This is a genomic window from Shewanella sp. GJ50-10, assembly GCF_055808815.1.
In genome coordinates this window covers 3253403-3277811 of sequence record NZ_JBVVSS010000001.1, presented here as the reverse complement: position 1 = coordinate 3277811, position 24409 = coordinate 3253403, and the positions used below count along the sequence as shown (strand labels likewise).

Sequence of the window (24409 nt, the reverse complement as noted above, 5' to 3'; positions counted from 1 at the left end):
GACAAGTTTTAAAAAAAACAAAGGGAAATATGATGAAGAAGACTCAACTTGCAGGCTTTATTAAGGAAATGTGTTTTAAAAACAAGTGGACCAAACCAGCATTAAGTGCGCTGGCACCAGTATCGCTAGCACTGGCAACAGCCACAAACGTACATGCTGCAGAAGCCACTAGTATTGCTGAAGCGGTGACCGAAGGTAAAGTGAACCTAGATATGAACCTTCGTTATGAAATGGTAGAGCAAGACAATGCGCTTAAAGACGCAGATGCATTTACATTACGAACTCGACTGACTTATGCCACAGCTGATTACTATGGCTTTTCATCACTAGTCGAATTTGAAGATTCACGTGTTGTTGCAGGCGTTGATGATTACAACAATACCTTAGGTAAAAATCCTGATTACTCTGTAATTGCCGATCCTGAAACCACTGAACTTGACCAATTATTCCTTAAATACAAATTTAAGGGCTTTAGTGTTAAGGGCGGTCGCCAAGTGATCACCTTTGATAACCAGCGTTTCGTTGGTCATGTGGGCTGGCGTCAAGACAGACAAACCTTTGATGGTGTCATGCTTGAGTATCAGTTCAATGATGTTTTCAAAATCGACTACGGTTACATCACTCAACGTAATCGTATCTTTGCCGAAGAAAAAGATATCGATTCAAAAGATAACTTGATTAACGCTTCACTTAAAACAGGTTTTGGTACCTTAAGTGGTTATGGTTATTTACTTGAAGTGGATAATGACATTGAAAACGGCTTAGACACCTATGGTCTTCGTTTTGCTGGTAGCACTGATGTTGCCGATATCAAGATCTTGTACTCAGCAGAATATGCGACTCAGGACTCAGATAACGCAGATCAGTCTTATTCAGCTGATTACATGAGCCTTGAGGGTGGAGTAGGGCTTTCAGCTGTGACCTTCAAAGTGGGTTATGAACTGCTGGGCTCTGATGGTGGCGACTATGGTTTCTCGACGCCACTGGCGACATTGCATGGTTTTAACGGTTGGACAGATCAGTTTTTAACTACACCGAGTCAAGGTTTAGCTGACTTGTATGCCTCTATAGGCGGCAAAGTATTAGGTGGTAAGTGGGCTGTGGCATACCATGAATTTGATGCTGATGAGTCGAGCGAAAATGTCGATGATTTAGGTTCAGAGGTTAATGCTGTATTTAGTGTGCCTGTGTACGACCATTACACATTAGGTGTTAAGTATGCATCGTACTCTGCAGGTGATGTTGCAGCGGGTAAAGTGGATACGGATAAAGTATGGTTATGGGCCAACGCTAAATTTTAGTTCTAGTTCTAGTTCTAGCTAATAAAAATGGCAGATGATTTCATCTGCCATTTTTAGTTAAATCTTAAGTGCGCTTTAACTATTACGCGGTTTGCTCAACAACTTTATCATTTGAGTTGAATTGCGCTTCATCAAACTGACCTTCGCTCTTACCAATTACAACAGCAGTCATCATATCGCCTGTGACGTTAGTTGCTGTACGGATCATGTCTATCACACGGTCAATGGCAGCAATAAAGGCAATCCCTTCAAGCGGTAAGCCAACAACACCTAAAGTCACGGTTAACATCACCATCGCGCTACCAGGAACACCTGCAGTACCAACAGAGGCAACTGTTGCTGTGACAGCAATTAGCATGTAATCAGTCATATCTAACGGAATACCGTAGATTTGGGCAATAAAGATAGCGGCAATAGCTGGATAAATACCACCACAACCGTCCATGTTCATTGTCGCACCAAGCGGTAATACAAACGCGCTATAACGCTTTGATACGCCCATAGATTCAGTACATTTACTACTGGCTGGTAATGTACCAAAGCTTGAAGCGGTACTGAAAGCCACTAACTGCGCAGGCATCGCTTTACGGAAAAACTGCACTGGGCTTAATTTCGCCACAAACTTAATCAAGCCGCCATAAACGAAAATAATATGGATTAAGGCTGCAACGTAAATGGCTAAAATGAACTTACCTAGTGGTAATAAGGTTGATAAACCATATTCGCCAACAACCCATGCCATTAAACCAAATACACCGATTGGAGTGAGCTTTAAAACCATGCGGGTTAATTCAAACATCACTTCAGCGCCAGCGCTAATGGTGTTTTTTAATGGCGCAGCTTTTTCGCCAACGGTGTTAATTGCAATACCTACTAAAGCTGCAAAAACGATTATCTGTAATACTTTGCCTTCAGCTAACGAAGCAAAAGGGTTTTCAGGGATCATATTAAGCAGTACTTGGGCAAATCCAGGAATATCGCGGTCACGCACTTCAGATGTGGCCAGTTCAATACTGCCGCCCATATCAAATGAGCTACCAATGGCAAGACCAATAAATGATGCAGCCGTGCCCGTTAACATAAACAGTCCCAAGGTTTTTAAGCTGAGTCGTTTGAGGTTCGCTTGGGTACCTAAAGAAGTGATACTGACAACGATGGCACAAAATACTAACGGCGCAACCAGCATTTTAATGGCACTAATGAACAAGTCGCCAAGAGGTTTAAGCATTACGGCGCTATCGCCAAGGGCGATACCCGCTAATATACCGAGTCCAAAACCTGCCAGCACTTTCTGCCAAAAAGGAATACGTTTCAAGGTTTGAAAAATCATTTCAATTCCAACTATTTATTATACTTGCTCTTTAAAGTAAGCAAGGGGATTATTATTTCAATAACCTAACACAATCACACATAAAGGCCATTGATAGTCATTGTTGATTTGTTTGTAAGAGAGTAGCAATGCGTCGATAAGCAACATCATGTTCAGCTTATTTTAATATTGCTTAACTACAGTCTTTAGCTGAACAATTTTCGAATTGTATTGAGTGTTCCAAGATGGAACAAACCGTTTTTGATATAAGTTATATCATTTACATAATATGTTAAATGCACTTTAAAATTCAACAACTTGCTAACTTGGTTGTATTGTGTTTTTAAAGTGTTTAAAACTCTATAGATATCATTAGGTAAAGTGAATGACTGCGTTATGGTTAATGTTTAGTGGGGCTTTTTTAGCGGCAACTTTGTTACCTGGAGGTTCAGAAGTTTTACTTGTGGCCTTATTAACAGATGCTCCCGAAACTTGGTTGTCTTTGTTAGTGGTTGCCAGTGTGGGTAATTCATTAGGGGCTATCACTAGTTATTATTTAGGCTATTTAGGCCGCTTTGCTAAGACTCCAGACGACTTTGCCTCTAAAAAATACCAACATGGATTAAAATTAATCGAGAAATATGGCTACTGGGCATTACTACTTTCTTGGTTGCCATTAATAGGTGATATTTTGTGTTTAATTGCCGGTTGGTTAAAGCTACCTATTGTGCCGTCTACCATTATGATTTTGACAGGAAAAACAATTCGATACTCTTTAATAGTAGCGGCCTTTATGTGGGCGTGGTAAAAGAGAAGTCATGGTATTGAGAATGAATCAAATTTTATAAAACGCAATGTTCAGTGAGGGTTTTTTCGGCTATTGAATTAATCGGGAAGTTAAAAATGAAACCCTATTAATACAGTGTTGTCTGACATGTATCTAGCAAACCTCATTGACCTTTTATTCAAGGAGAATAAAGTGAAAAAATGGATCTTGGCAGCGGCAATTTCTATTGCGATTAGTGGTTGCGCCCATGAAGCGACAACCTCTTCTGCATTACCTGAAGGCGTGACCTTACTTGAAACCGTTCAAGTATCAGATGCGATAGGCATCCCTTATAAAAAATACCAACTTGAAAATGGCCTAACGGTCATTTTGCATCAAGATAGCTCAGATCCTTTAGTACATGTCGATGTGACCTACCATGTGGGCTCAGCCCGTGAAGTAGCTGGCCGCAGTGGTTTTGCTCATTTATTCGAACACATGATGTTCCAAGGTTCACAAAATGTCGGTGATGAGCAACATTTCAAAGTCATTACCGAGGCAGGTGGTACCTTAAATGGCACCACAAATACCGATCGTACTAACTATTTTGAAACTGTACCAAGTAATCAGTTAGAAAAAATGTTGTGGCTAGAGTCAGATCGTATGGGTTTCTTGCTTCCAGCTCTGACTAGCGAAAAATTCGAAGTTCAACGTGAAACGGTTAAAAATGAACGAGCACAACGCATTGATAACCAACCTTATGGCCGTTTAAATGAGCGCTTTAATCAAGCGATGTTTCCTGCAGGGCACCCATACTCTTGGCCTGTAATTGGCTGGCCAGAAGATTTAGAACGTGCCACCGTAGATGATGTTAGAAACTTCTTTAAACGTTGGTATGGCCCTAACAATGCAACACTTACCATTGGCGGCGACTTCGATGAAGTACAAACCCTTGCGATGGTGAATAAGTATTTTGGTGAGTTAGCCCGCGGTCCTGAAGTTAAAGCTGACCCTAAAACGCCAGTAAGTTTAGATGAATCTCGTTATATCTCTATGGAAGATAAAGTGCATTTACCGCTTATCTATATGGGGTTCCCAACAGTGTACGCTCGCCACGAAGATGAAGCTGCATTGGATTTGTTAGCCAACATTTTAGGTGGTGGCAAAACCTCACTGTTTTATAAAAACTTAGTCAAAGATGGCTTTGCTGTACAAGCGTCAGTGGGACATCCGTGTCAAGAGCTATCGTGCCGGTTAACTTTATATGCGTTAGCCAATCCAGCAAGTGGTGCAAACCTTGCTGACCTTGAGCAAAAGATGAATGACTCAATTGCTGAGTTTGAGCAACGTGGGGTGACTGATGATGATTTACAAAAAGTAAAAGTACAATTTGAATCAGATACAATTTACGGCATGCAAAGTGTTAAAGGTAAGGTGTCGACACTGGCTTACAACCAAACCTTCTTTGATGACCCAAATATGATTGCAAGCGATCTTGAGCGTTATGCGAATGTCACCAAAGAAGATGTGATGCGTGTATTCAACACTTACATCAAAGGCAAGCCTATGGTGGTGATGAGCGTTGTACCAGAAGGTGGCAAACAATTAATTGCCAAGCCAGATAACTTCACGCCGACCATGTTACCTATTGCTGAAGAGGCTGTAACTGGTACTGAAAATGTTCGTCAGATTACTTCAAGCTTTGATCGCAGTGTGATGCCTAAAGTGGGTGAAGCGCCAGTACTTAAAGTGCCAGAGTTGTGGACGGCAAAATTAGATAACGGCATTGAAGTCATGGGCACTGAAAGTGACGAAACGCCAACGGTTGCGTTATTAATTTATCTTGAAGGCGGTAACCGATTACCAGAAATGGATAAAGCAGGTTTAGCGTCAATGACTGCGTCAATGTTGAATGAATCAAGTGAGAAACGTACCACAGAAGAGCTAGCTGGCGCACTTGAAATGCTAGGCAGTAGTATCTCGTTTGGTGCTTCAGCGACTCAAAGCTTTATTCAAGTATCGAGCTTAACGGAAAACCTAACCCCAACTTTAGCTATCTTACAAGAAAAGCTATTTTCGCCAGGGTTTGTTGAGGCTGATTTTGAGCGTTTAAAGCAGCAAGAAATTCAAGGACTGCAGCATCAAGAGTCAGATCCTAACTTCCTTGCAAACCGCGCTTTTTCAAGCTTACTTTATGGTGATGACAGCCACTTAAGCGCTAATGCAGGCGGAACACTTGAAACCGTATCTGCGCTAACACTTGATGACGTTAAACAGTTTTATCAGCAGCAATACAAAGCAGGTAATGCACAAATGGTCGTGGTGTCTGATTTGAACCAAAAAGAAATCATGCCGTCGTTATCTGTGTTTGAACAATGGCAAGGAAAAGCCAATGACTCAATGACGTTACCAACACTGCCTGACCTTGCTGGTGGCACCATTTATGTTATTGATAAGCCTGAAGCGGCTCAGTCTGTGATAAAAATTGGTAAACGTGCATTACCTTATGATGCTACAGGTGATTATTTCAAATCCTTCTTAATGAATTACCCATTGGGCGGCGCGTTTAACAGTCGCATAAATCTGAATCTACGTGAAGATAAAGGCTACACCTATGGCGCACGTACAGGCTTTAATGGTAATGATTTAACCGGACGTTTTGAAGCATCCGCAAGCGTTAGAAGTGATGTTACTGCTGAGTCGGTTACTGAGTTTGTCAACGAAATTGAGCGCTTTCAGAAAGATGGCATGACGGAAAAAGAGTTAGCCTTTATGCGCAGTTCTATTTCTCAAGGTAAGGCGCTAGATTATGAAACGCCTTACCAGAAAGCTGGCTTTATGCGTATCATCCAACGCTACCAGCTGGCCGATGATTTTACCGAAAAGCAAGCTGAGATAGTGGAAAACGTTACAGCGGCTGAGTTAAATAAATTAGCGGCAGAACAGCTTAAATTATCCGAAATGATCATGGTAATTGTGGGTGATAAGAAAGCAATCTATCCAAAATTAGAAGCATTGGGCTATCCTATTAAAGAGATTAAATAAGCTTAGCTATTGCATTTGAAACTATCGACCCTATATAGGTTTTATAGGGTCTGATACAATAAAGTAATACGAATAACGGTGACAATATAAATGTTACCGTTTTTTCTTTATTTGACGTTTAATAACTGAGCTTTATTTACTGATGAAACGTAAATTTACTCATCAATTGTATTTATTTATGCAATCTGAGAAATAATGTCGTTTAATATCAGGTCTAGCAGTTTGAATGTCGCGAATGAGTGCGACGAATACGAGCAACAATAAGAGAACAGCAAATTGAATTCATTCAATAAAATAATCGATCTTCTTTCTAACGGCGAAGGCCGTGATTCTTTACTTGGTATGCAACGCGGTATTGAGCGTGAAGCATTACGTATCGATGATTCTGGTCAATTAGCAAAAGATAGCCACCCAGAAAAGCTAGGCTCTGCATTAACTCATTCTCGTATTACCACTGATTACAGTGAGTCACTGCTTGAGTTCATTACCCCTGTAAATACTAATATTGATACCTTATTAGAAGGTCTGACTAAAACTCATGCCTACAGCGTAAAAAACATGAACGGTCAGTCGCTATGGCCTGTCAGCATGCCGTGTTATGTCGGCGATGAAAAAGACATCCCAATTGCGCGTTATGGCAGCTCAAATAACGGCAAGATGAAAACCTTATATCGTAAAGGCTTAACACATCGATACGGTCCGCTAATGCAAATTATTGCTGGTGTGCACTTTAACTTTTCGGTTTCAGAGCAACTTTGGGATACCTTGTATGAGAACAGTGACAAAAGCTTATCTCGACAAGATTTTATTTCAGAGTCTTATTTTGGCATGATCCGTAATTACCGACGCCTTGTTTGGGTGTTGCCGTATTTCTTTGGCTCGTCTCCTGCACTGTGTAGCTCTTTCGTGAAAGGCCAAGATGTCGGTTTTGACTTTAAGAAAACCGGCAAAGGCACCTTATATCTCCCATATGCAACATCACTGCGTATGAGTGATTTAGGTTATACCAATAAAGAACAAGAACAGCTTAATATTAGTTACAACTCGCTGCCTGAATATTTATCTGGCGTGGGTGAAGCCATTAGAATGCCTTCGGCAAGTTTTGCTGAAATTGGCGTAAAAGTTGATGGTGAATATCGCCAGCTTAATAGCAATGTGTTGCAAATCGAAAATGAGTTTTACTCGCCAATCCGTGCAAAACGAGTAGCTAAATCAGGTGAAAAACCTTCTGAGGCGCTAGCAAGGGCTGGGGTTGAATATATCGAAGTGCGTGCATTAGATGTTAATCCATATAGCCCTATCGGCATTGATGCGAGTCAGGTGAAATTCCTCGATTTATTCTTGTTGTATTGTTTGTTGTTGTCATCAGACAAAACGGATGATGCTGGTGAAGCTGAAATAGCAGCCAATCTTAAAGCGGTTGTTGCTGAAGGTCGTAAGCCTGGGCTTGAGCTTAGCCGTAAAGGCGAACAAGTTGCCCTAAGTGAATGGCTCAATGATATTTTCGAACCAATGAGCCGTATTGCAAAACTGCTTGATGGCGAAGGTAGTCAATATCAAGATGCATTGACCCAGTGGCATGCAGCAATTAGTGATCCAAGTAAAACGTTATCAGGTCGCGTACTTGAAGACGTGGTTAATCAAGGTATTGATCATGGTGTGTGGGTGAAGCAATTATCTCAGCAATACCATCAATACCTAGTAAATTACCCGTTGTCTGAAACTGCGATGGCTGGGTATGAAACAGAAGCCAAGCTATCACTACAGCAACAACAAGAAGTTGAAGCACAAGTGACCGTTAGCTTTGACGAGTTTCTAGCGGATTACTTTGCTGATCTAGCTGAACCAGCTGCTGTAAACCAATGAACAAAGCTGCGTTAATAACAGTAAAGATTGCACTAACATTAACGACTGTTGCGTTGCTGCAAGGCTGCGCAACATCAAATGAAGATGAGTTTACCTGCGGCTCGGTAGCGAGCTATATTACACCGCCGACAGCAGATAACTTATATCGTGTTGTTGTCACCCACCTTAACGGCAAACCAGTAATTTCTCGGCCTTATTACAAATTAGCTGCTGGTAGTCATGAGTTTACTGTCGCAGAATTAATTGAGTCAGCTGATCTCAAAGTCAAACTAGCCGCAAGGCAAACTAAAGCCATCACGGTGGAAGTTGAACGTGAGCAGCGTTACCACTTAGCTGCAGAGTTTAAACAAGATAAAGTTTACAGCGGTCTCAATACTGACTACTGGCAACCTGTTGTATGGCAACAAGAGTTTCATGAATGCGTCTTTGCTAACCCAATGGAATAACTCTTTATAAGCTTTTCTTTTCTAACCTTCAAATGCACTATTCATCTGTTGATGTTTACCTCATATATTTATTACTCTTTTACAAAATAGTGTCATTTTATTCCCTTGATAAGTCGCCTTATTAATCAATAAGTACAAAGGCTAATTTTATGCCAATCTCGATTGCATCTACATCCTATAGATGTGAAAATCGAGCCAATGTATTGAATTTGCATTCAGTTGATTTAATTTGTTTATAAGGGTTTTTATGAAGTGGTTTTTCCGTGCCTTTAGCGCCGTTATTTTTCTACAACTTACAGGCTGTGCCACACCACCACCCAAAGAACCTGATAATTTATGTTCTATTTTCCAAGAGAACCGGTCTTGGTATAAAGCTGCGGTGAATACCCGTGATAAATGGGGAGTGCCAGTGCACATTCCGTTAGCGATGATGTATCAAGAAAGTTCGTTTAAACATAATGCCGCACCACCAATGGAGTACTTTTTAGGGTTTATTCCTACAGGGCGTGCAAGTGATGCCTATGGTTATGCACAAGCCAAAACCATGACATGGGATGACTACGTACGTGAAACGGGGAACTCATGGTCGAGCCGCAGCAATTTTGATGATGCGATGGATTTTATGGGCTGGTTTATTTATAAAACCCATAAAATTAATGGCGTTTCAAAATGGGATGCTAAAAATCAATATTTGAATTACCACGAAGGTTGGGGCGGATATAAACGCGGTACCTATAAAGCTAAAGCTTGGTTAGTGCCAGTGGCAAACCGTGTGGATGCTCGTTCTAAAACCTATGCCGCTCAGTACCGAACCTGTAAAGAGGACTTAGATTCTTCTTGGTTATGGCGCTTATTCTTCGGCTAAGTTAGCCCTTTTATAAAGCCCCGCAAAGTCGGGGCTTTTTTATGTCATAAATTCCATCCTAAACCCACAATAAATCTAAACTTTCCTCAGCATCTTCCGATAACAAATGTAGCTATTGTGTTAATTGCGCTTTTCGCTTGGTAATTGACCTAAGAATTTGTAAGTCTCTCAAATAATAAGAACGATTATGTTCATATAATAAAAATTATTCCCGGAACTCTATATGCAAAATTATAATGATAATAAATTGCAGACGAAGTTACTTTTACCGTTGCTTTCGTTAGTGCTACTGACAGTTGTTGTAACCCTATTTTTACCAGAACCCATATCAAAGACTCAAATCGTATGTCTGCTCATCAGCTTAGGTGTAGCTCAACTTATTGTTGGTGTTTATCTGTTTAAGCAACACATTCAGCAAAGATTGAATAAATTAGGCCATTATTTAAGTTTAGTGATCAGCACTGAAACCGCACCAGATAAGCCATTAACAGATAGCAGTGATGATCAAATTGCGGCGATTACTAATAACCTCAGTGATTTTATTGAGGACTTAAAATCTGTTATCGATAATATTCGCACCGACGCAAATAATGTGCGAACAGGGTCTTATGAGCTTGCATCACAAATGGGCGCTGCAGAGTCTTCAGTGAATAAAAGCACTGATGAGAATGAACAAATTACCACATCGCTTTCTGAAATCGTGCACACTGCGGATGAGCTTTCTAACAATGCTGATGAGTTAAAGTCGACTTCAGTTCAGGTTAAAGAGCTACTAGAGCAAGGGACTGTTGATGCACAAAATAACCAAAGTTCTATGACGACTTTTGCTGATGGCATTGAAAGTATGGTGTCTGACTTAGATTTACTGAATATCGACAGTCAGAAAATCGGTAATGTTCTTGAAGTGATTAAAAGCATTGCAGAGCAAACGAACTTGTTAGCGCTGAATGCGGCGATTGAAGCCGCTCGAGCTGGTGAACAAGGTCGAGGTTTTGCCGTAGTTGCTGATGAAGTGCGTGCGCTTGCCCACCGCACTCAAGAGTCTACGGTAGAAATCCAATCAATTGTTTTAGAGTTACAAGCTAAAGCTGGCAACGCTGTTAATGCCATTGGTGAAAGTCAGCGTGTTACCCAAGAAAGCTTGCAACAATGCCAGCGAGTGAATCAAGCATTTGCTGATATCGGTATCGCATTCCAGCAGCTTGACAGTGTCGCTGGTAACATGACCTACAGCATTCAAGGTCAGCAAACATCAACTGGCAGTATTAATAATCGTGCAATAGAAATTTCGCGCTTAAGTCACGAAGTTCAGCTTAATCTAAAAGCGATTTCTGATAGAGCACAGCAGCAAAAGGCCAGTTCTGAAAACCTTGAGCAAGTACTGACAAGGGTATGTATCTAAAGTGATCAAAAAAGGAGCCGGTGGCTCCTTTTTTGTAATCAATCAGTAGTGACAATCAAAAGGTTTAGTCATTAAACTCTTCTAAAATCCACGCTAATGGTGCTTGATATTGCGTTGGCATCCACTGTTGCAGCTGAGCGATACTGTCATTGACCATATCTTTACTGTGTGCAGAAAGATTTAAATGACCGACTTTACGACCGACACGTACTTCTTTGTTGTACCAAAATAACTCAGCGTTAGGCAGGCTTAACCAGCGATCATCTTTATCGACACCGATTAAATTGACCATAACACACTGAAAGTTAACTTGTGGCTTATGGATAGGTAGTCCACAAAGTGCACGAAGATGTAATTCAAACTGGTTAATGTGACAACCTGATTGAGTCCAATGACCTGAGTTATGTACTCGTGGTGCTAACTCGTTTACCAATAAGTCATCACCAACTCTAAAGCACTCCATTGCCATCACACCAACATATTCAAGCTCATCCATCACGGAAGTTAGCATGGCTTCAGCTTGAGCTTGTAAGTGGTCTAGGCGGGTTAATGGTGCAATTGAGGCCATTAAAATGCCATCTTGATGTAAATTAAGCGTTAGCGGGTAAAAAACACATTCACCGGTTTTGGTTCTGACACCAACAATAGACACTTCTTCATCAAAATTAATCGCTTGTTCAGCAATCGCTTCATTTCGCCAATCAGCTGGGATTTGTGTTGCTTCAGCCTGCTTAAGCCAATGCTGGCCTTTACCATCGTAACCACCAGTGCGGCGTTTTAATAATACTCGATCACCGTATTGCTGATGTAAGGCATCAGCTTGAGTATTGTCATCAACTAACTCCCAAGGAGAAGTTGGTACTGATAACTCATCTAACAAGCTTTTTTGAGTAAAGCGATCTGCTAGGCGACCAAACACTGGGCCATTAATAAAATGCGGATGCTCGCTGAGTTGTAAGCTTAAGTTTGATTCAGGCCACTGCTCACGTTCAGCTGTAATTACATCGCTATCTTTCAGCGGTAAGCGCTCGTCAGATGGGGTCATGATATCAACTGGACGAACATTAATCGCTAGTGGTTGACCTGCATGAGCAAGCATTGCTCCCAATTGGCCATCACCTAATACCCAGACATTATGCTGTTTAGCGGATTGCTTAAGATCTTGCTGAGGCATTAAGCTTCCCTCGGATCTGGATTTTCAAGGATAGTGTTAGTTTGATCTTCGCGGAAGGCATCTAAACGAGTTGCAAGTTCAGCATCTGTCACAGCCAAAATTTGGCTAGCTAATAAACCAGCGTTAAATGCACCTGCGGTGCCAATGGCTAAAGTACCAACAGCAATACCTTTAGGCATTTGAACAATTGAAAGTAGGCTATCCATACCAGAAAGGGCTTTACTTTGAACTGGGACACCTAGCACTGGTAAGCGGGTTTTTGATGCGATCATACCCGGTAAATGGGCCGCGCCACCAGCACCACCGATAATGACTTTATAGCCTTTATCTGCTGCAGTGCTAGCAAAGTCCATTAGTTTGTCAGGAGTGCGATGTGCTGAGACAACTTCAACATGATACGGCACCTGGAGCTTGTCCATAATTTCTGCGGCGGCTTCCATGGTAGGCCAATCACTCTTAGATCCCATTACTACGGCAACAAGGGCTTGCATGATAACTCCTTAACACACTTATATTATTAGGTTATTTATACTTCTTCCCTGTGTAGGGTACAGGGTTTATAACAGGGAAATACCCCGCTATAAAAAAGGGGCTAGATAATATCATGTTGGCCTTATTTTGGCTGCTTTTCAGTGTTTTGTGCGGCTGAAACTCAGTTTCTGATTGCGAATGCTAAAAGTCTCCTCTAATGTTAGTTGCATAGGCTTTAAACTCGGAGGCACTCTATGTCATTCCAAAGGTTAAAGACTAAGGGACTAGTTTTTTACATTTCATTTATTTTTTTTGTGTTAAATCAACCTGCTTATGCCGAAGTACGTGCGGTGATCTTGACTGAGGTTGATGAAAATATTGTGTCTATTTCCGGTAATGAGGAGATGGAAGCAATTTCGCTATTAACGGAGTTTAGCGATAATCAGCTGACATTTGAGCAACAGCAAGTGAGTATGACCCGTGGTTGGCTAGAATTGTCTAAACAACAAAATAGCTGCATGTTCAATAAAATTAAAACGCCTGAACGACTTGATGTAGCGACCTTTTCCCATTACCCCATAACTGTTTATCCACCATTACGCTTGATTGTGTTGACTAAAAACCAGCATATTTTTGCCAGCCAGCTGGACTTAGCCCAATTACCCGAAAATACCCAAGGCGAAATAGGTGTCGTAAAAGACAGAGCTTATGGTGAATATATCGATAGTCAAATAGCGAAAACTCCCCATGAATTTTACGTTCGTGGTGGGGTCGGATCTTCAAACAAACTCATTGAAATGTTAAATGCTCAGCGGGTGTTAGGGATTATTGAATATAGCGAAGTAGTGGATGCTTACTTGCGGAACAACGACAAGACTCTTGATTATGTTTCAATTCCCATTCGTCATGTTGAACAGGCTATTTATGGTTATATTGCCTGTTCAAAAGGAGATAAGGGTGACAAGGTTATTGCTGAAATCGACCATGTGATGAGCCAACAAAGCTTTCAAGAGGCGTTTATTCGTATGCATGATGATTTTTTTGGTGAAGCCGAAAAAGCCATCTTAATCCCTGAGTTAGAAACACTGTTTAACCTGAGGTAACGCATTTGGATTCAATATGAATGCATCGGGTTAAGCTACCAGTGTAAGGATTAATGCTTAACTGCAATCGATAAGTTAAATCCTACTAAGTGAAACTTTTCGAAAATAAATAACCCTTTTTGACTCTGTTTACGTTATTACTAATAAGGTTGATATCAATCAACGACTTGGTAATGAGGCTAAACATGACAAAGCAAACTAAAAATGGTTTTCAACATCAACTTTATCTCGGATTATTTCCCTTAGTTTTTGCGGTTTGTGCATCCGTTAACGCTGCAGGCATTCACTCTGTTGAACAAAGCCAACTTGAAACCCAAACCGTTCCTGCTACTGAAGGGGTCAAACGTGTGCAAGCAATCACTCCTGAGCCATTGTCTTTACCGAAAAAACCACCTTATCCACCCGTAAAGCCTGGTTATTACCAAGGCGATCTTGCCATCAGTGGTCATGGCGGGAATATGGTGACTGGAGAAACACCTGTGTCGCAATTCAGCTTTATATCGAGTCAAGCCGATTATAAAGCGTTGCAGCAAGCCGTGAGTCATGATGATTTACCACAGCGTAATAGTATTAATAGCCATCAATTACTCAATCGCTTTGATTATCAGTTTTATAATACTGAAGCGGTTTCAACTAACTATGCCATCGCGACAGAACTTGCTCCATCACCTTACAATCAAGGTACTCATCTACTGTTAGTGAATGTTGAGCTTACAAAAAGTGCCAGTGACAAAGCGGCACTTGGTTTTAATTGGTTACAAGCTAAAGTTAAATTTAATCCACGATTAGTGTCAGAGTATCGCTTAATTGGCTTTGAAAATGCTTATCAAACTTCGTCACGTAAAAGACAAGTCACTGTCGGTAATTCTCGTCAGTATATTGCTTTATATGAGCTCAGATTTAACGAACAAGCTGAATATGCAACGACCAAAAATGTTCAGCCAGCCAACAACTCAATACATGCCCGTTACAGTGCTAAAGATCTGGCAGTTATTTCGTTATCTGATGGGCGCTCAAGCTCAGGTCAGCAATTTATTGATCAATATCCGATTGATATTGGTCAGCAACAAAAGTTTTTTGAGCAATCGAGTGATGATTTTAGGTTTGCTGCTGCGGTTGCAGGTTTAGGGCAACTGATTAATCAGAATAATTATATCCATGATTTTAATTACAACAAATTAATTGAGATCGCCATCGAAGCAACTGATGGGAACCTTGACGCGACGCGATCTGAATTTATAGCACTGGCTAAATCAGTGGCAGTTATTGCAGCAACTAAAGTTAATAATGGTTCAAGTGAAAGAACTGGAACACCAGCGCACCAACAAGAGCCTTACCCAATGCCGCAGCCAATAAAAACCAAACCGATTGGGCAGCTTCCTGAAGGTAAGCAGCAATTAATTGTACCTGTTGTGCCACCTCAACCTAAACCGGTAAATAAACATATTTAGTAGACAATAACATCTGCGCTGGGCACACTGGTTTAATGCAATTAAAACAGCACATAAACGAGTGTTTAACCCAAGGTAACCTGAGTGACTGAGACAGAGTTAAGTAATAATGCGATGACAGCTACAAGCATGTCAGATGAGCAATTAATGTTGAACTATCAGCAAGGTGATACAAGTGCTTTTGAGCTGTTATACAGCAAACACAAAGGCCCCTTATATCGCTATTTTGTGCGTCAATTAAGTAATCATTCGCTTGCTGAAGACTTATATCAAGATACGTGGGGCAAAGTGATTAACGCTGCTGGCAATTATCAAGTGACAGCCAAATTTACCACTTGGTTATATCGCATCGCCCATAACCTACTCATAGACCATGTTAGAGCTGTTAAGCCTTTAGATAAAGTCGAAGAGTTGGGAGGTGAAGGTATGGATAATTTTGATGCCAATATCACAAATGAACACGCACATAGTCGCCCAGATGAACAACTCGAAGATGTGCAAAAAGCCAAGTTACTTAAATCATGTATTGCCAATTTACCTGCAGTGCAAAAAGAAGCTTTTTTACTCAATATTGAATTAGGACTTACTGCTGCTGCCATCAGTGATATTGCGGATGTGACATTAGAAGCCACAAAAAGCCGTATTCGTTATGCTTATCAAAGCATTAAGCAATGTGTTGCAACCAAATGGCAAGGGGTGACTCATGAGTGATAAAGATAAGCCTCAGTCGGGGACGCAAACAGATGCTGTCAACATGACCGACGAAGCATTTAATGCATTGCAACAAGACATTAAAGCTTTATATCAGCAGCAAGATCTTGAAAGACCATCTGCTGCGATAGATGCGGCGATTTTATTGCAAGCTAAAGCCGTTCAAGGTGCTGGCGGGAGTAAAGCCAAGCAATTACATAACAATGTTGTGCCGATAAGCTTTTGGAAAAAACATCGCTTACCTTTATCAAGCGCAGCGTCTGTGATGCTAATCGCATCTGTTATGTTACTTAACCCTGATTTTAGCCAACATGCTAAAACTGAACTTGATGATAGTGTACCAGTCATGGCAGACACTGCTGCGCCTACACCAACACCTACACCTGCAATGATGCGCAGTGCGCCGCTTTCTAGTGAACAGCCAAGCACTCAGTCAAGTGCTCAGCTAGATATTCAACCAAATATTCAGAGTAGTAATCAATCTACTAACGAGCCAAGCAACTCTGTTGATGTTATTAATCAAGAGCAAGCTATCACTAAAAGTGCTCAGCCTAAATCGGTTCAGCAAGTTGCTTCACAAGCACAAACTAAAGGTCAAACTCAGGCAAAAGTACAAGCATTTGATATGCAAATACCTAACGATAATGCGATTAATAACGAGCGTGCTGGTGTTGAAATGAACCAAGCCGAATTACAAGTTATTGAAGAGTTTGCATCGAAAGAACAACAGTCTTTGACAGCCCCAGTTATGCAACATGACTCAGCAACTAAGGCGGTAGATAGACTTAATCAATTGGTAAAAGACAAAGACTATGTAGAGGCTGAGCGTTATATGCTCACTATCGAGCAGCGTTTTCCTGATATTGTTAATCCAACGCACCCGCAACATAAACAATATGCTGAGTTAAAACAGCTATTAACCACTAAGTAATGCTTGTTTTCGTCGAATGACGTTAACGGCTTCTAAGATTGGAGAGCCCTTTTTATATAGAAAGGGCTTTTAGGCCTGGTAACGCTCATTTAGTTACAATTTCTCGTCAGTAAATTAGCCTTTAAAGACTAATTGATACTGCTAAGTTGCAATTAATTTGCTAATTTGAGTCCTTGAAAATAATAATATTTACAAGGACTTTTCTGGCTATGAAACTTCGTCACTCTGTTACCGCTTGTTTATTGGCTTTAGGCTTGAGTAGTGCATCAGCTTTTGCGCTGAATACCGATAATCAAGGTTATTACCGCGCTCCCGCATTACATGATCAAACTGTAGTATTTACCGCCGAAGGTGACCTATGGGCCAGTCAGTTAAATCAAACCAATGCCAAGCGTATTACCACACAAGCGGCGGAAGAGTTAGATGCTGCGATATCTAAAGATGGTCAATGGATAGCGTATACAGCTAATTACGAAGGCGCCACAGAAGTCTATGTTATGCCAATAGGCGGTGGCGTGGCGAAGCGGGTGAGTTTTGAAAATAGTCGAGTCCGTCTTCAAGGTTGGACTGCATCAGGTGAAGTCCTTTATTCAACCGATAATGCCCATGGCCCTGCAAACTACTGGGTGCTTAAAACCGTAAACCCAACCTCATTAGCCATCACCAATTTACCCTTAGCTGATGCCATCGAAGGCACGATTGATGAGCAAGGCAAATATGTCTATTTTACCCAATTTGGTCTGCAAGCCAGTGGTGATAACGCTAAAGTATATCGCGGCGGGGCTTTAGGTGAAATTTGGCGTTTTGAACTTGGCAGTGACAATGAAGCGCGAAAGCTAACGACATCTCACGAAGGTTCAGTAAGACAGCCCATGCTTTGGCAAGACAGGTTGTACTTTGTCAGTGACCAATCAGGTAATGATAATATTTGGTCGATGCAACTTAATGGTACTGACATCAAGCAACACACACAGTTTGACGAGTGGCAAGTTCGCGATGCGACGTTAAATCAAGGCCGCGTTATTTTTCAGCATGGCGCAGATTTAAAAGTGTTTGATATTGCAGCGGCTGATTCGTCAATTCTTGATATAAGTCTGACATCTGATTTCCCTCATCGACGTGAACACTGGGTTAACGACCCAATGGAATACGCAACATCAGTTGAGTTTGCTGCTACTGGAGACAAAGCGGTCATTACAGCTCGAAGCCATGTGGCGATAGCGAGTCATGATGGTCGACGTTTAGTCCAGATCCAGAGTCCTGCAGAGTCGCGTATTCGAGATGGTATTTTAAGTATTGATGGAAAATGGGTTTATGGCATCAGCGATGCTTCAGGTCATCAAGAAATATGGCAGTTTCCAGCCGATGGAACCAAAGGGGCTAAACAATTAACCAAAGATGGCACTAGTTTACGTACCAGCTTACATTTATCTCCAGATGGACGTTATATCGCCCATGATGATTATGATGGCAATGTGTGGCTATTAGATTTAAAGAAAGGCAAAAACCAAAAGATTATTATTAATGGTGAAGGTCTTGGGGAATACCCCAATATCGTCTGGTCTGCTAACAGTCAATTCATCGCAGTCACTAAAGCGGAAATAGGTAAGCAGCGCCCGCAAATCGTGCTGTATTCTTTGTCAGAAGAAAAATCAAAATCCCTCACCAGTGACAAGTATGAATCTTTCTCACCAAGCTTTAGCCCTGATGGTCAATGGCTGTACTTTTTATCAAATCGTCATTTTGATGCGACTCCAGGTTCTCCTTGGGGGGACAGAAATATGGGGCCGATATTCGATAAACGGACTCAAGTTTTTGCTATTGCGCTGAAGGAGAAAGCAGTTTTTCCATTTGTTAAACCAACAGAGCTTAATACAAGTCAATTAGCTGAACAGTCTGATGACACAGATTTCGCCACTAAAAAAGTTAGAATTGATTGGCAGGGGATTAATCAGCGACTTTGGCAAGTTCCGATTGCATCAGGTAATTATGACCAATTAACCGTGTTAAAAGATAAATTCTATTTATTGGACACACAGGCCAATAAAACCAGTTTGAAATTGGTTAAGTTTGATCATTTATCCCCTGAGTTGAGCGAGTTTGGCAGTGATATTGCTGCCTACAAGGTGTCAGCTAATGGCGAAAAACTACTCATTACTAAACAGTCTAACCCTAGCGAACTTCATATTGTTGCTGTTGGCGATAAACTGCCAGCGGAGCTTAAAAATACCAAAGTTGATACCGCACAATGGCAATTAGCTATTTCGCCAATGCAAGAGTGGCAACAGATATTTGAAGATGCTTGGTTAATGCATCGTGATTCATTTTACGACAAAAATATGCGAGGTAAGAACTGGGCTGAAATTAAGAAAAAGTACCAGCCTTTACTCGCAAGGCTGACTGATAGAAACGAACTGAATGACATATTCAAGCAAATGATGGGTGAACTGGATGCACTCCATTCGCAGGTTAGAGGTGGCGATATTGCTAAAAATGACACTGCTGCAGGGGCAAGTTTAGGCGCTAGGTTATCGCAAACTTCAAAAGGGATTGTGATTAGCCATATTTATCAAAACGATCCAGAACTTCCAAGCCAAGCATCGCCATTAGCGCGGATTGAGGTGGATGCAAAGGTAGGTGATATTATTCTAGCCATTAACGGCAAGCCGGTGACCAATATTGCTGAAGTGACTCAAGGTCTTAGAAACCAAGCTAAAAAGCAGGTGTTACTGGATATCAAACGTGGCAAAAACAGCCATAGCACGATTGTGGTTCCACACGAAAATGCGACGGATGCTAAGTTACGCTATTTAGATTGGGTGAATAATAATGCCAATAAAGTTGCTGAAGCCAGCAACGGAGAAATGGGCTACTTGCACCTGTATGCCATGGGGTCTGGCGATATAGAAAGCTTTGCACGTGAGTTCTATACCAATTATGACAAAGCGGGTTTAATCATTGATGTTCGCCGTAACCGAGGTGGCAATATTGATAGCTGGATTATTGAAAAACTACTGCGCCGTGCTTGGGCATTTTGGCAACCAACAACTGGCTCAGCCAATGCTAATATGCAGCAAACCTTTAGAGGTCACTTAGTGGTGCTAGCGGACCAAATGACATATTCAGATGGCGAGACCTTTTCAGCAGGTATTAAAGCACTTGGCATTGCCCCAGTTATTGGTAAGCAAACTGCGGGTGCTGGGGTGTGGTTAACGGGTCGAAACCGCCTCACCGACAAAGGGATGGCAAGGGTGGCTGAATTTCCTCAGTATGCAATGGATGGCCGTTGGATTGTCGAAGGTTTTGGTGTAACACCTGATATTGAGATTGATAATTTACCTCATGCCACGTTTAACGGTGTGGATGCTCAGCTTAATAAAGCGATTAGTTACCTTAAAGATGAAATGATTCAAACGCCTATTTTACCTTTAAAGGCACAACCGATCCCTGCAAGCGGTGCGGCAGCGGATATTTTGCCGAACTAGTTATCATCTCCCCTTGAGTTTTAAAGCCGCTATCGAGTAATCACGTTAGCGGCTTTTTTATCTAAGTTTGATTGTTTAAATATGTATTACATGCATACTCAAACGGTTAATTTAGAGACAAAAAAGCCACTCATTGAGTGGCTTTTTTAGTTTTATTTAATAGCTCAATAGCGTATCTGTTTAGAATTAAAGGTTAATCTCTACTTCAGAGTTAATGCTATTTGCGATAAAACAATTTGCATGAGCTTTATCGTGAATTTTTTGCAGTACTTCTTGGCTAACTTCAACGCCATCTGCAAATATCACTTGTGGGTTTAAGCTCATTTTAGTGACGGCGAGTTTGCCCGTCTCATTTTTGCCTAATTCGGCAACAGCATTGTCAGTATAACTGGTAACTGATAGACGTTTTAAATGTGCTATCGCTAAAAACGTTAACATATGACATGACGATAACGCAGCTAATAAACTCTCTTCAGGATTAACCATAGCCTCATTCCCTTTGAATTCTGGGGCTGATGAAGCATTAATCACTTGGCCTGTACCAAACTCTATTTGATGATCTCGGTTAAACTCTGGCGCAGTATGCTCAAAATGATCTGCTTGCCATTTTACCGTTAACTTAAAACCCATCTAAAAATCCTTTATTAACAATATCAAATATTTAGATAAGCTTGATTTGAGTTTAACTCAAATAGTTTCAAACAATTATCTAGACATTTTTAGCTGAACAAGCATTTTACCTAAGTGACTGATGAAATCTACTAAAGCTTAGATATTTAACGACTAGCCTAGATGTAAAAATACCTTTGCATTTTTATTTGAACGTTTTTTATGCGCTATTTCATTCGCTTAGCTGTGATTTGATAATACGCGTTGTTAATCAAATGTTATGAATACGTATGCAATAAATTGAGGCTAATACTTATCCATGACTAGTATAGAAAAATAATAATGCCTGATATTCCATTAGTCTGAGTCGTATAACTGAATGTTGGGTGACTATAAAGTCAGTAAGGTGAGGGGAAACTCAATGTTCAATTGTAAACCTAGTGTTTTATCGCTAGCGCTAGCGGCAGCAGGAGTCAGTTTTATCTTAACTCCTAATCACGCATTTGCGGCTGAAGAAGTTAAAACGCAAACCATTCAGTCATCAACAGCAGATGTTGAAGTTGATGCTACTGAAACCACTGCGCCAACCAATGTGTTAGCAGAAAACGAACAAGAAGCAGATGATGACACTGGTATTGAGCGTATCAATGTTACCGGTTATAGCCGTAGCTTGATTGATTCACTTAATTCAAAACGTTATGGGGATACCGTTTCAGAGCAACTTTCTGCAGATGATTTAGGAGCGCTGCCAGATGTTTCGATGGCGGATGCATTAACTCGTCTTCCAGGTATTTCAGCCGTGCGAACCGGTGGTCAAGCCGCGGAGATAAACATTCGCGGTATGTCAGGTGGCTTCGTTTTTTCTACATTAAATGGCCGTGAGCAAGTCTCTACTAGTGGTTCTCGTAGCATCGAATTTGACCAATATCCATCAGAGCTTATTAGTTCAGCTGCAGTTTATAAATCGCCAAAAGCTTCACTGATTGAAGGTGGTGTAGCAGGTACTGTTGAGCTCACGACAGTCAGCCCATTAAGTAAAGAAAAACAACATAACTTTACTGCCAATGTGCGTGGTATGTATAACGATCGCGCTGATGAGGTTTATGGCGCAGAAGAGTTCGGCCATCGTTTAAGTTTCTCATATCAAGGTAAGTTCCTAGAAGATACTTTAGGTGTAGCAGTAGGTTACGCTCGCCTTGAGCAACCAAGCGTGGCAACTCAATTTATTGGCCTTGCTTACAATGACTCTAAAGATGTTGATGGTATTGATGGCGATACCAATGGCCCTGAAGATAACCCTGCTAATGAGTACATAAGTGAAGGTTTTGAAGTTCAACATTTAGGTGGTGTTGAAATTCGTAACGGTTATATGGCCGCCATTGAATGGGCACCAGTTGATAACTTTGTTCTAAAGGCTGACGCCTTTATGTCGCGCTTTGATAGTGAATCATTTGCCCGTGGGTTTAGAACAAAATTTGGTGGTTCAAGTGCTAGCGTATCAAACCCAACTTATGACGGTAATTCTGTCATCGGTGGCACCTTTAACCGAACCTCGAAAAGCTATACCCGGGTAGAAATTGTCAACGATGATAACCAAGACTTTGATGAAGTCGATAGCTTTGGTATTAACGGTGATTGGCAAGTTACAGATCGCTTAAATGTTAATGTTGATGTGTCGTTATCCGCAGCTAAAAGTGACTTCCGCAACGGTTTACTTTGGTCAAACGTGGCAGTTGATGCCAATGCAGATTCTCCTGTTTTTGATGAAAATGTATCAGTGAGTTATTTACTCAATGGTTTAGATTTACCAGATGTTGGCTTTAATCAAGCCGATGCTTTTTCTGATATTGACCGAGTGATGGTAAGTAAGTACGGGATCTACCCGTTTGAAAATGAAGATGAAGTAAAAGCGTATCGCGTCGACTTTACTTATGAATTAAATAATGACTTTATCTCGAGTGTTGAATTTGGCGCACGTTATTCTGACAGAACTTATTCTAATGACCGTTCAGTATTTGAATACGGTAATGATGGTGCCTTTTCTAACTCTGAGCCGCCTTTAAAACTCACAGACGACATGACGACAGTGGTTGATTGGGAAGGTGACTTCTCATACTTCCCATCTTACTTAGCGATTGATTTAGACAAAGCACTTAATGCGTGGTTCCCTGACGGTACACCTGACCCTGTACAAACTTGGGGTAATGCAGGTGGTGTGATTGATCCACAAGGCTATACCACAAACTACTCATGGTCAGTACTGCAAAGCGGCGATGTTTACGAAGAAGTCTTATCTGGTTACGTAATGGCGAATATTGATACTGAAATCGGTGGACTACCGATCACTGGTAACTTTGGTGTTCGTGTGGTCAATACCGACCAATCTGCCACTATGCTGCAAAACGTTGAAGGCGACCCAACATTAGGTGCGCAAAATATTACCGATGAAATTGGCATTATTAACCAAAACTATGCACCTACAGTACAAGGTGTGGATTACACCGATTACCTGCCATCAATTAACTTAAATTTCAAAGTGTCAGATGACTCACAAGTGCGTTTTGCTGCGGCAAAAGTGATGTCTCGTCCACCGATTAACCGTCTTGCTGGTGATATTAGTGCATCGGTTTCTGATGATGGTGAAATCAATGGTTCGAGTACCAATAACCCATTTTTAATGCCGTTTTATGCGAATCAGTACGACATATCTTATGAGTATTACTTCGATGAAGGTGCGATAGTCGCAGCGCTTTTCTATAAAGATATTGATTCATTTATTGATACCGTCGCCATTGAAAACTTCGACTTTAAAGGTAACGGATTTAACGTACCTGACTACATTATTGATGAAGACAGCGGCGAGCAAATTGAAACCACCAATGGCACCTATACCACCGCAGTAAACAATGCCGAAGGCGGTTATATTCGCGGACTTGAACTTGCTTATACCCAAGTGTTTGCATCATTGCCTGCGGGTTGGTCTGGACTTGGCTTTAACGCAAGTTACTCCTACACAGAGTCAGAAGTGCAATCAATTACCAACTTAGGTGGTGATACAGCTACTCAAGATCTTCCTGGCTTATCAAACAATGTTGTGAGCGCAACCTTGTTCTATTCCTATGAAGGTTTTGAAACGCGTTTAAGTGGTCGCTTCCGTGATGACTTTGTTTCTGAACAAGTCGCGATTAACGAACAAGTGGTGAACTTTGACGGTGAAACAGTACTTGATTACCAAGCGTCTTACCAAGTGACTGACGGTCTAGGCGTGTTGTTCCAAGTGAATAATTTAACCGATGAACCAACAAAGAGTTACTTCGGCACCGAAAACAAAACCGGCACCATTCAATACTTTGGTCGTGAATACTACTTGGGGTTCACTTATGCCATGTAATCAAAACAATAAAAACAACCTAACGTTAATTCGAGTGATGGGTCATCAAATTAAAAATAACAAACTGATGGCGCAATTTAATC

Annotated in this window: 17 protein-coding genes; 13 read left to right on the top strand and 4 right to left on the bottom strand. The window is 41.1% G+C overall.

Annotation, left to right across the window (positions count from 1 at the left end; genetic code table 11):
* The first annotated feature begins 32 nt into the window (after nt 1-32).
* Entirely contained in the window at nt 33-1301 is a 1269-nt protein-coding gene (locus AC0L4E_RS13820) for an alginate export family protein (protein WP_473679658.1), read from the top strand.
* 82 nt (nt 1302-1383) lie between these two features.
* Here AC0L4E_RS13820 and AC0L4E_RS13815 read toward each other — a convergent pair whose 3' ends face one another.
* Complete coding sequence (locus tag AC0L4E_RS13815; RefSeq protein ID WP_473679657.1) at nt 1384-2631, bottom strand: dicarboxylate/amino acid:cation symporter; 1248 nt, start codon at nt 2629-2631, stop codon at nt 1384-1386.
* Between the two features lie 364 nt (nt 2632-2995).
* Between AC0L4E_RS13815 and AC0L4E_RS13810 the strand changes: the two genes are divergently transcribed.
* From AC0L4E_RS13810 to AC0L4E_RS13785, 6 genes are all read left to right on the top strand, one after another.
* Complete coding sequence (locus AC0L4E_RS13810; RefSeq protein WP_473679656.1) at nt 2996-3418, top strand: YqaA family protein; 423 nt, start codon at nt 2996-2998, stop codon at nt 3416-3418.
* Between the two features lie 171 nt (nt 3419-3589).
* On the top strand, nt 3590-6421 hold the full coding sequence (locus AC0L4E_RS13805) for a M16 family metallopeptidase (protein ID WP_473679655.1): 2832 nt from the start codon (nt 3590-3592) through the stop codon (nt 6419-6421).
* A gap of 276 nt (nt 6422-6697) precedes the next feature.
* Nucleotides 6698-8287: a glutamate--cysteine ligase gene (gene gshA, locus AC0L4E_RS13800; RefSeq protein ID WP_473679654.1), complete on the top strand. Its 1590-nt coding sequence runs from the start codon at nt 6698-6700 to the stop codon at nt 8285-8287.
* Nucleotides 8284-8733 carry a hypothetical protein gene (locus AC0L4E_RS13795; RefSeq protein ID WP_473679653.1) on the top strand — a complete coding sequence of 150 codons (450 nt, stop codon included), beginning with the start codon at nt 8284-8286 and terminating at the stop codon, nt 8731-8733. Before gshA ends, AC0L4E_RS13795 begins: the two co-directional genes overlap by 4 nt.
* Nucleotides 8734-8980: 247 nt before the next feature.
* Complete coding sequence (locus AC0L4E_RS13790; protein ID WP_473679652.1) at nt 8981-9598, top strand: transglycosylase SLT domain-containing protein; 618 nt, start codon at nt 8981-8983, stop codon at nt 9596-9598.
* Between the two features lie 223 nt (nt 9599-9821).
* A complete protein-coding gene (locus tag AC0L4E_RS13785; RefSeq protein ID WP_473679651.1) occupies nt 9822-11000 on the top strand; it encodes a methyl-accepting chemotaxis protein in 1179 nt (392 codons plus the stop codon).
* Between the two features lie 64 nt (nt 11001-11064).
* Here AC0L4E_RS13785 and purK read toward each other — a convergent pair whose 3' ends face one another.
* A complete protein-coding gene (purK, locus tag AC0L4E_RS13780; protein WP_473679650.1) occupies nt 11065-12174 on the bottom strand; it encodes a 5-(carboxyamino)imidazole ribonucleotide synthase in 1110 nt (369 codons plus the stop codon).
* The gene (gene purE / locus AC0L4E_RS13775) at nt 12174-12665 is read right to left on the bottom strand and encodes a 5-(carboxyamino)imidazole ribonucleotide mutase (RefSeq protein WP_473679649.1); all 492 of its coding nucleotides are present in this window, start codon (nt 12663-12665) and stop codon (nt 12174-12176) included. Before purE ends, purK begins: the two co-directional genes overlap by 1 nt.
* A 234-nt stretch (nt 12666-12899) precedes the next feature.
* Between purE and AC0L4E_RS13770 the strand changes: the two genes are divergently transcribed.
* The 5 genes from AC0L4E_RS13770 (at nt 12900) to AC0L4E_RS13750 (ending at nt 20326) form a co-directional block, all read left to right on the top strand.
* The gene (locus AC0L4E_RS13770; protein ID WP_473679648.1) at nt 12900-13748 is read left to right on the top strand and encodes a hypothetical protein; all 849 of its coding nucleotides are present in this window, start codon (nt 12900-12902) and stop codon (nt 13746-13748) included.
* Nucleotides 13749-13933: 185 nt separating this feature from the next.
* Nucleotides 13934-15199: a YfbK domain-containing protein gene (locus AC0L4E_RS13765; RefSeq protein ID WP_473679647.1), complete on the top strand. Its 1266-nt coding sequence runs from the start codon at nt 13934-13936 to the stop codon at nt 15197-15199.
* A 114-nt stretch (nt 15200-15313) separates the two neighbouring features.
* Nucleotides 15314-15910: a sigma-70 family RNA polymerase sigma factor gene (locus AC0L4E_RS13760; protein ID WP_473681664.1), complete on the top strand. Its 597-nt coding sequence runs from the start codon at nt 15314-15316 to the stop codon at nt 15908-15910.
* Nucleotides 15903-16841 carry a hypothetical protein gene (locus AC0L4E_RS13755; protein ID WP_473679646.1) on the top strand — a complete coding sequence of 313 codons (939 nt, stop codon included), beginning with the start codon at nt 15903-15905 and terminating at the stop codon, nt 16839-16841. Before AC0L4E_RS13760 ends, AC0L4E_RS13755 begins: the two co-directional genes overlap by 8 nt.
* A 209-nt stretch (nt 16842-17050) precedes the next feature.
* Nucleotides 17051-20326, top strand: a complete 3276-nt coding sequence (locus AC0L4E_RS13750; RefSeq protein WP_473679645.1) for a S41 family peptidase — start codon at nt 17051-17053, stop codon at nt 20324-20326.
* A gap of 186 nt (nt 20327-20512) precedes the next feature.
* On the opposite strand, the gene AC0L4E_RS13745 is transcribed toward AC0L4E_RS13750, so the two are convergent.
* The gene (locus tag AC0L4E_RS13745; protein WP_473679644.1) at nt 20513-20956 is read right to left on the bottom strand and encodes an OsmC family protein; all 444 of its coding nucleotides are present in this window, start codon (nt 20954-20956) and stop codon (nt 20513-20515) included.
* Between the two features lie 400 nt (nt 20957-21356).
* Between AC0L4E_RS13745 and AC0L4E_RS13740 the strand changes: the two genes are divergently transcribed.
* The gene (locus AC0L4E_RS13740) at nt 21357-24326 is read left to right on the top strand and encodes a TonB-dependent receptor (RefSeq protein WP_473679643.1); all 2970 of its coding nucleotides are present in this window, start codon (nt 21357-21359) and stop codon (nt 24324-24326) included.
* The last annotated feature ends 83 nt before the right edge of the window (nt 24327-24409 follow it).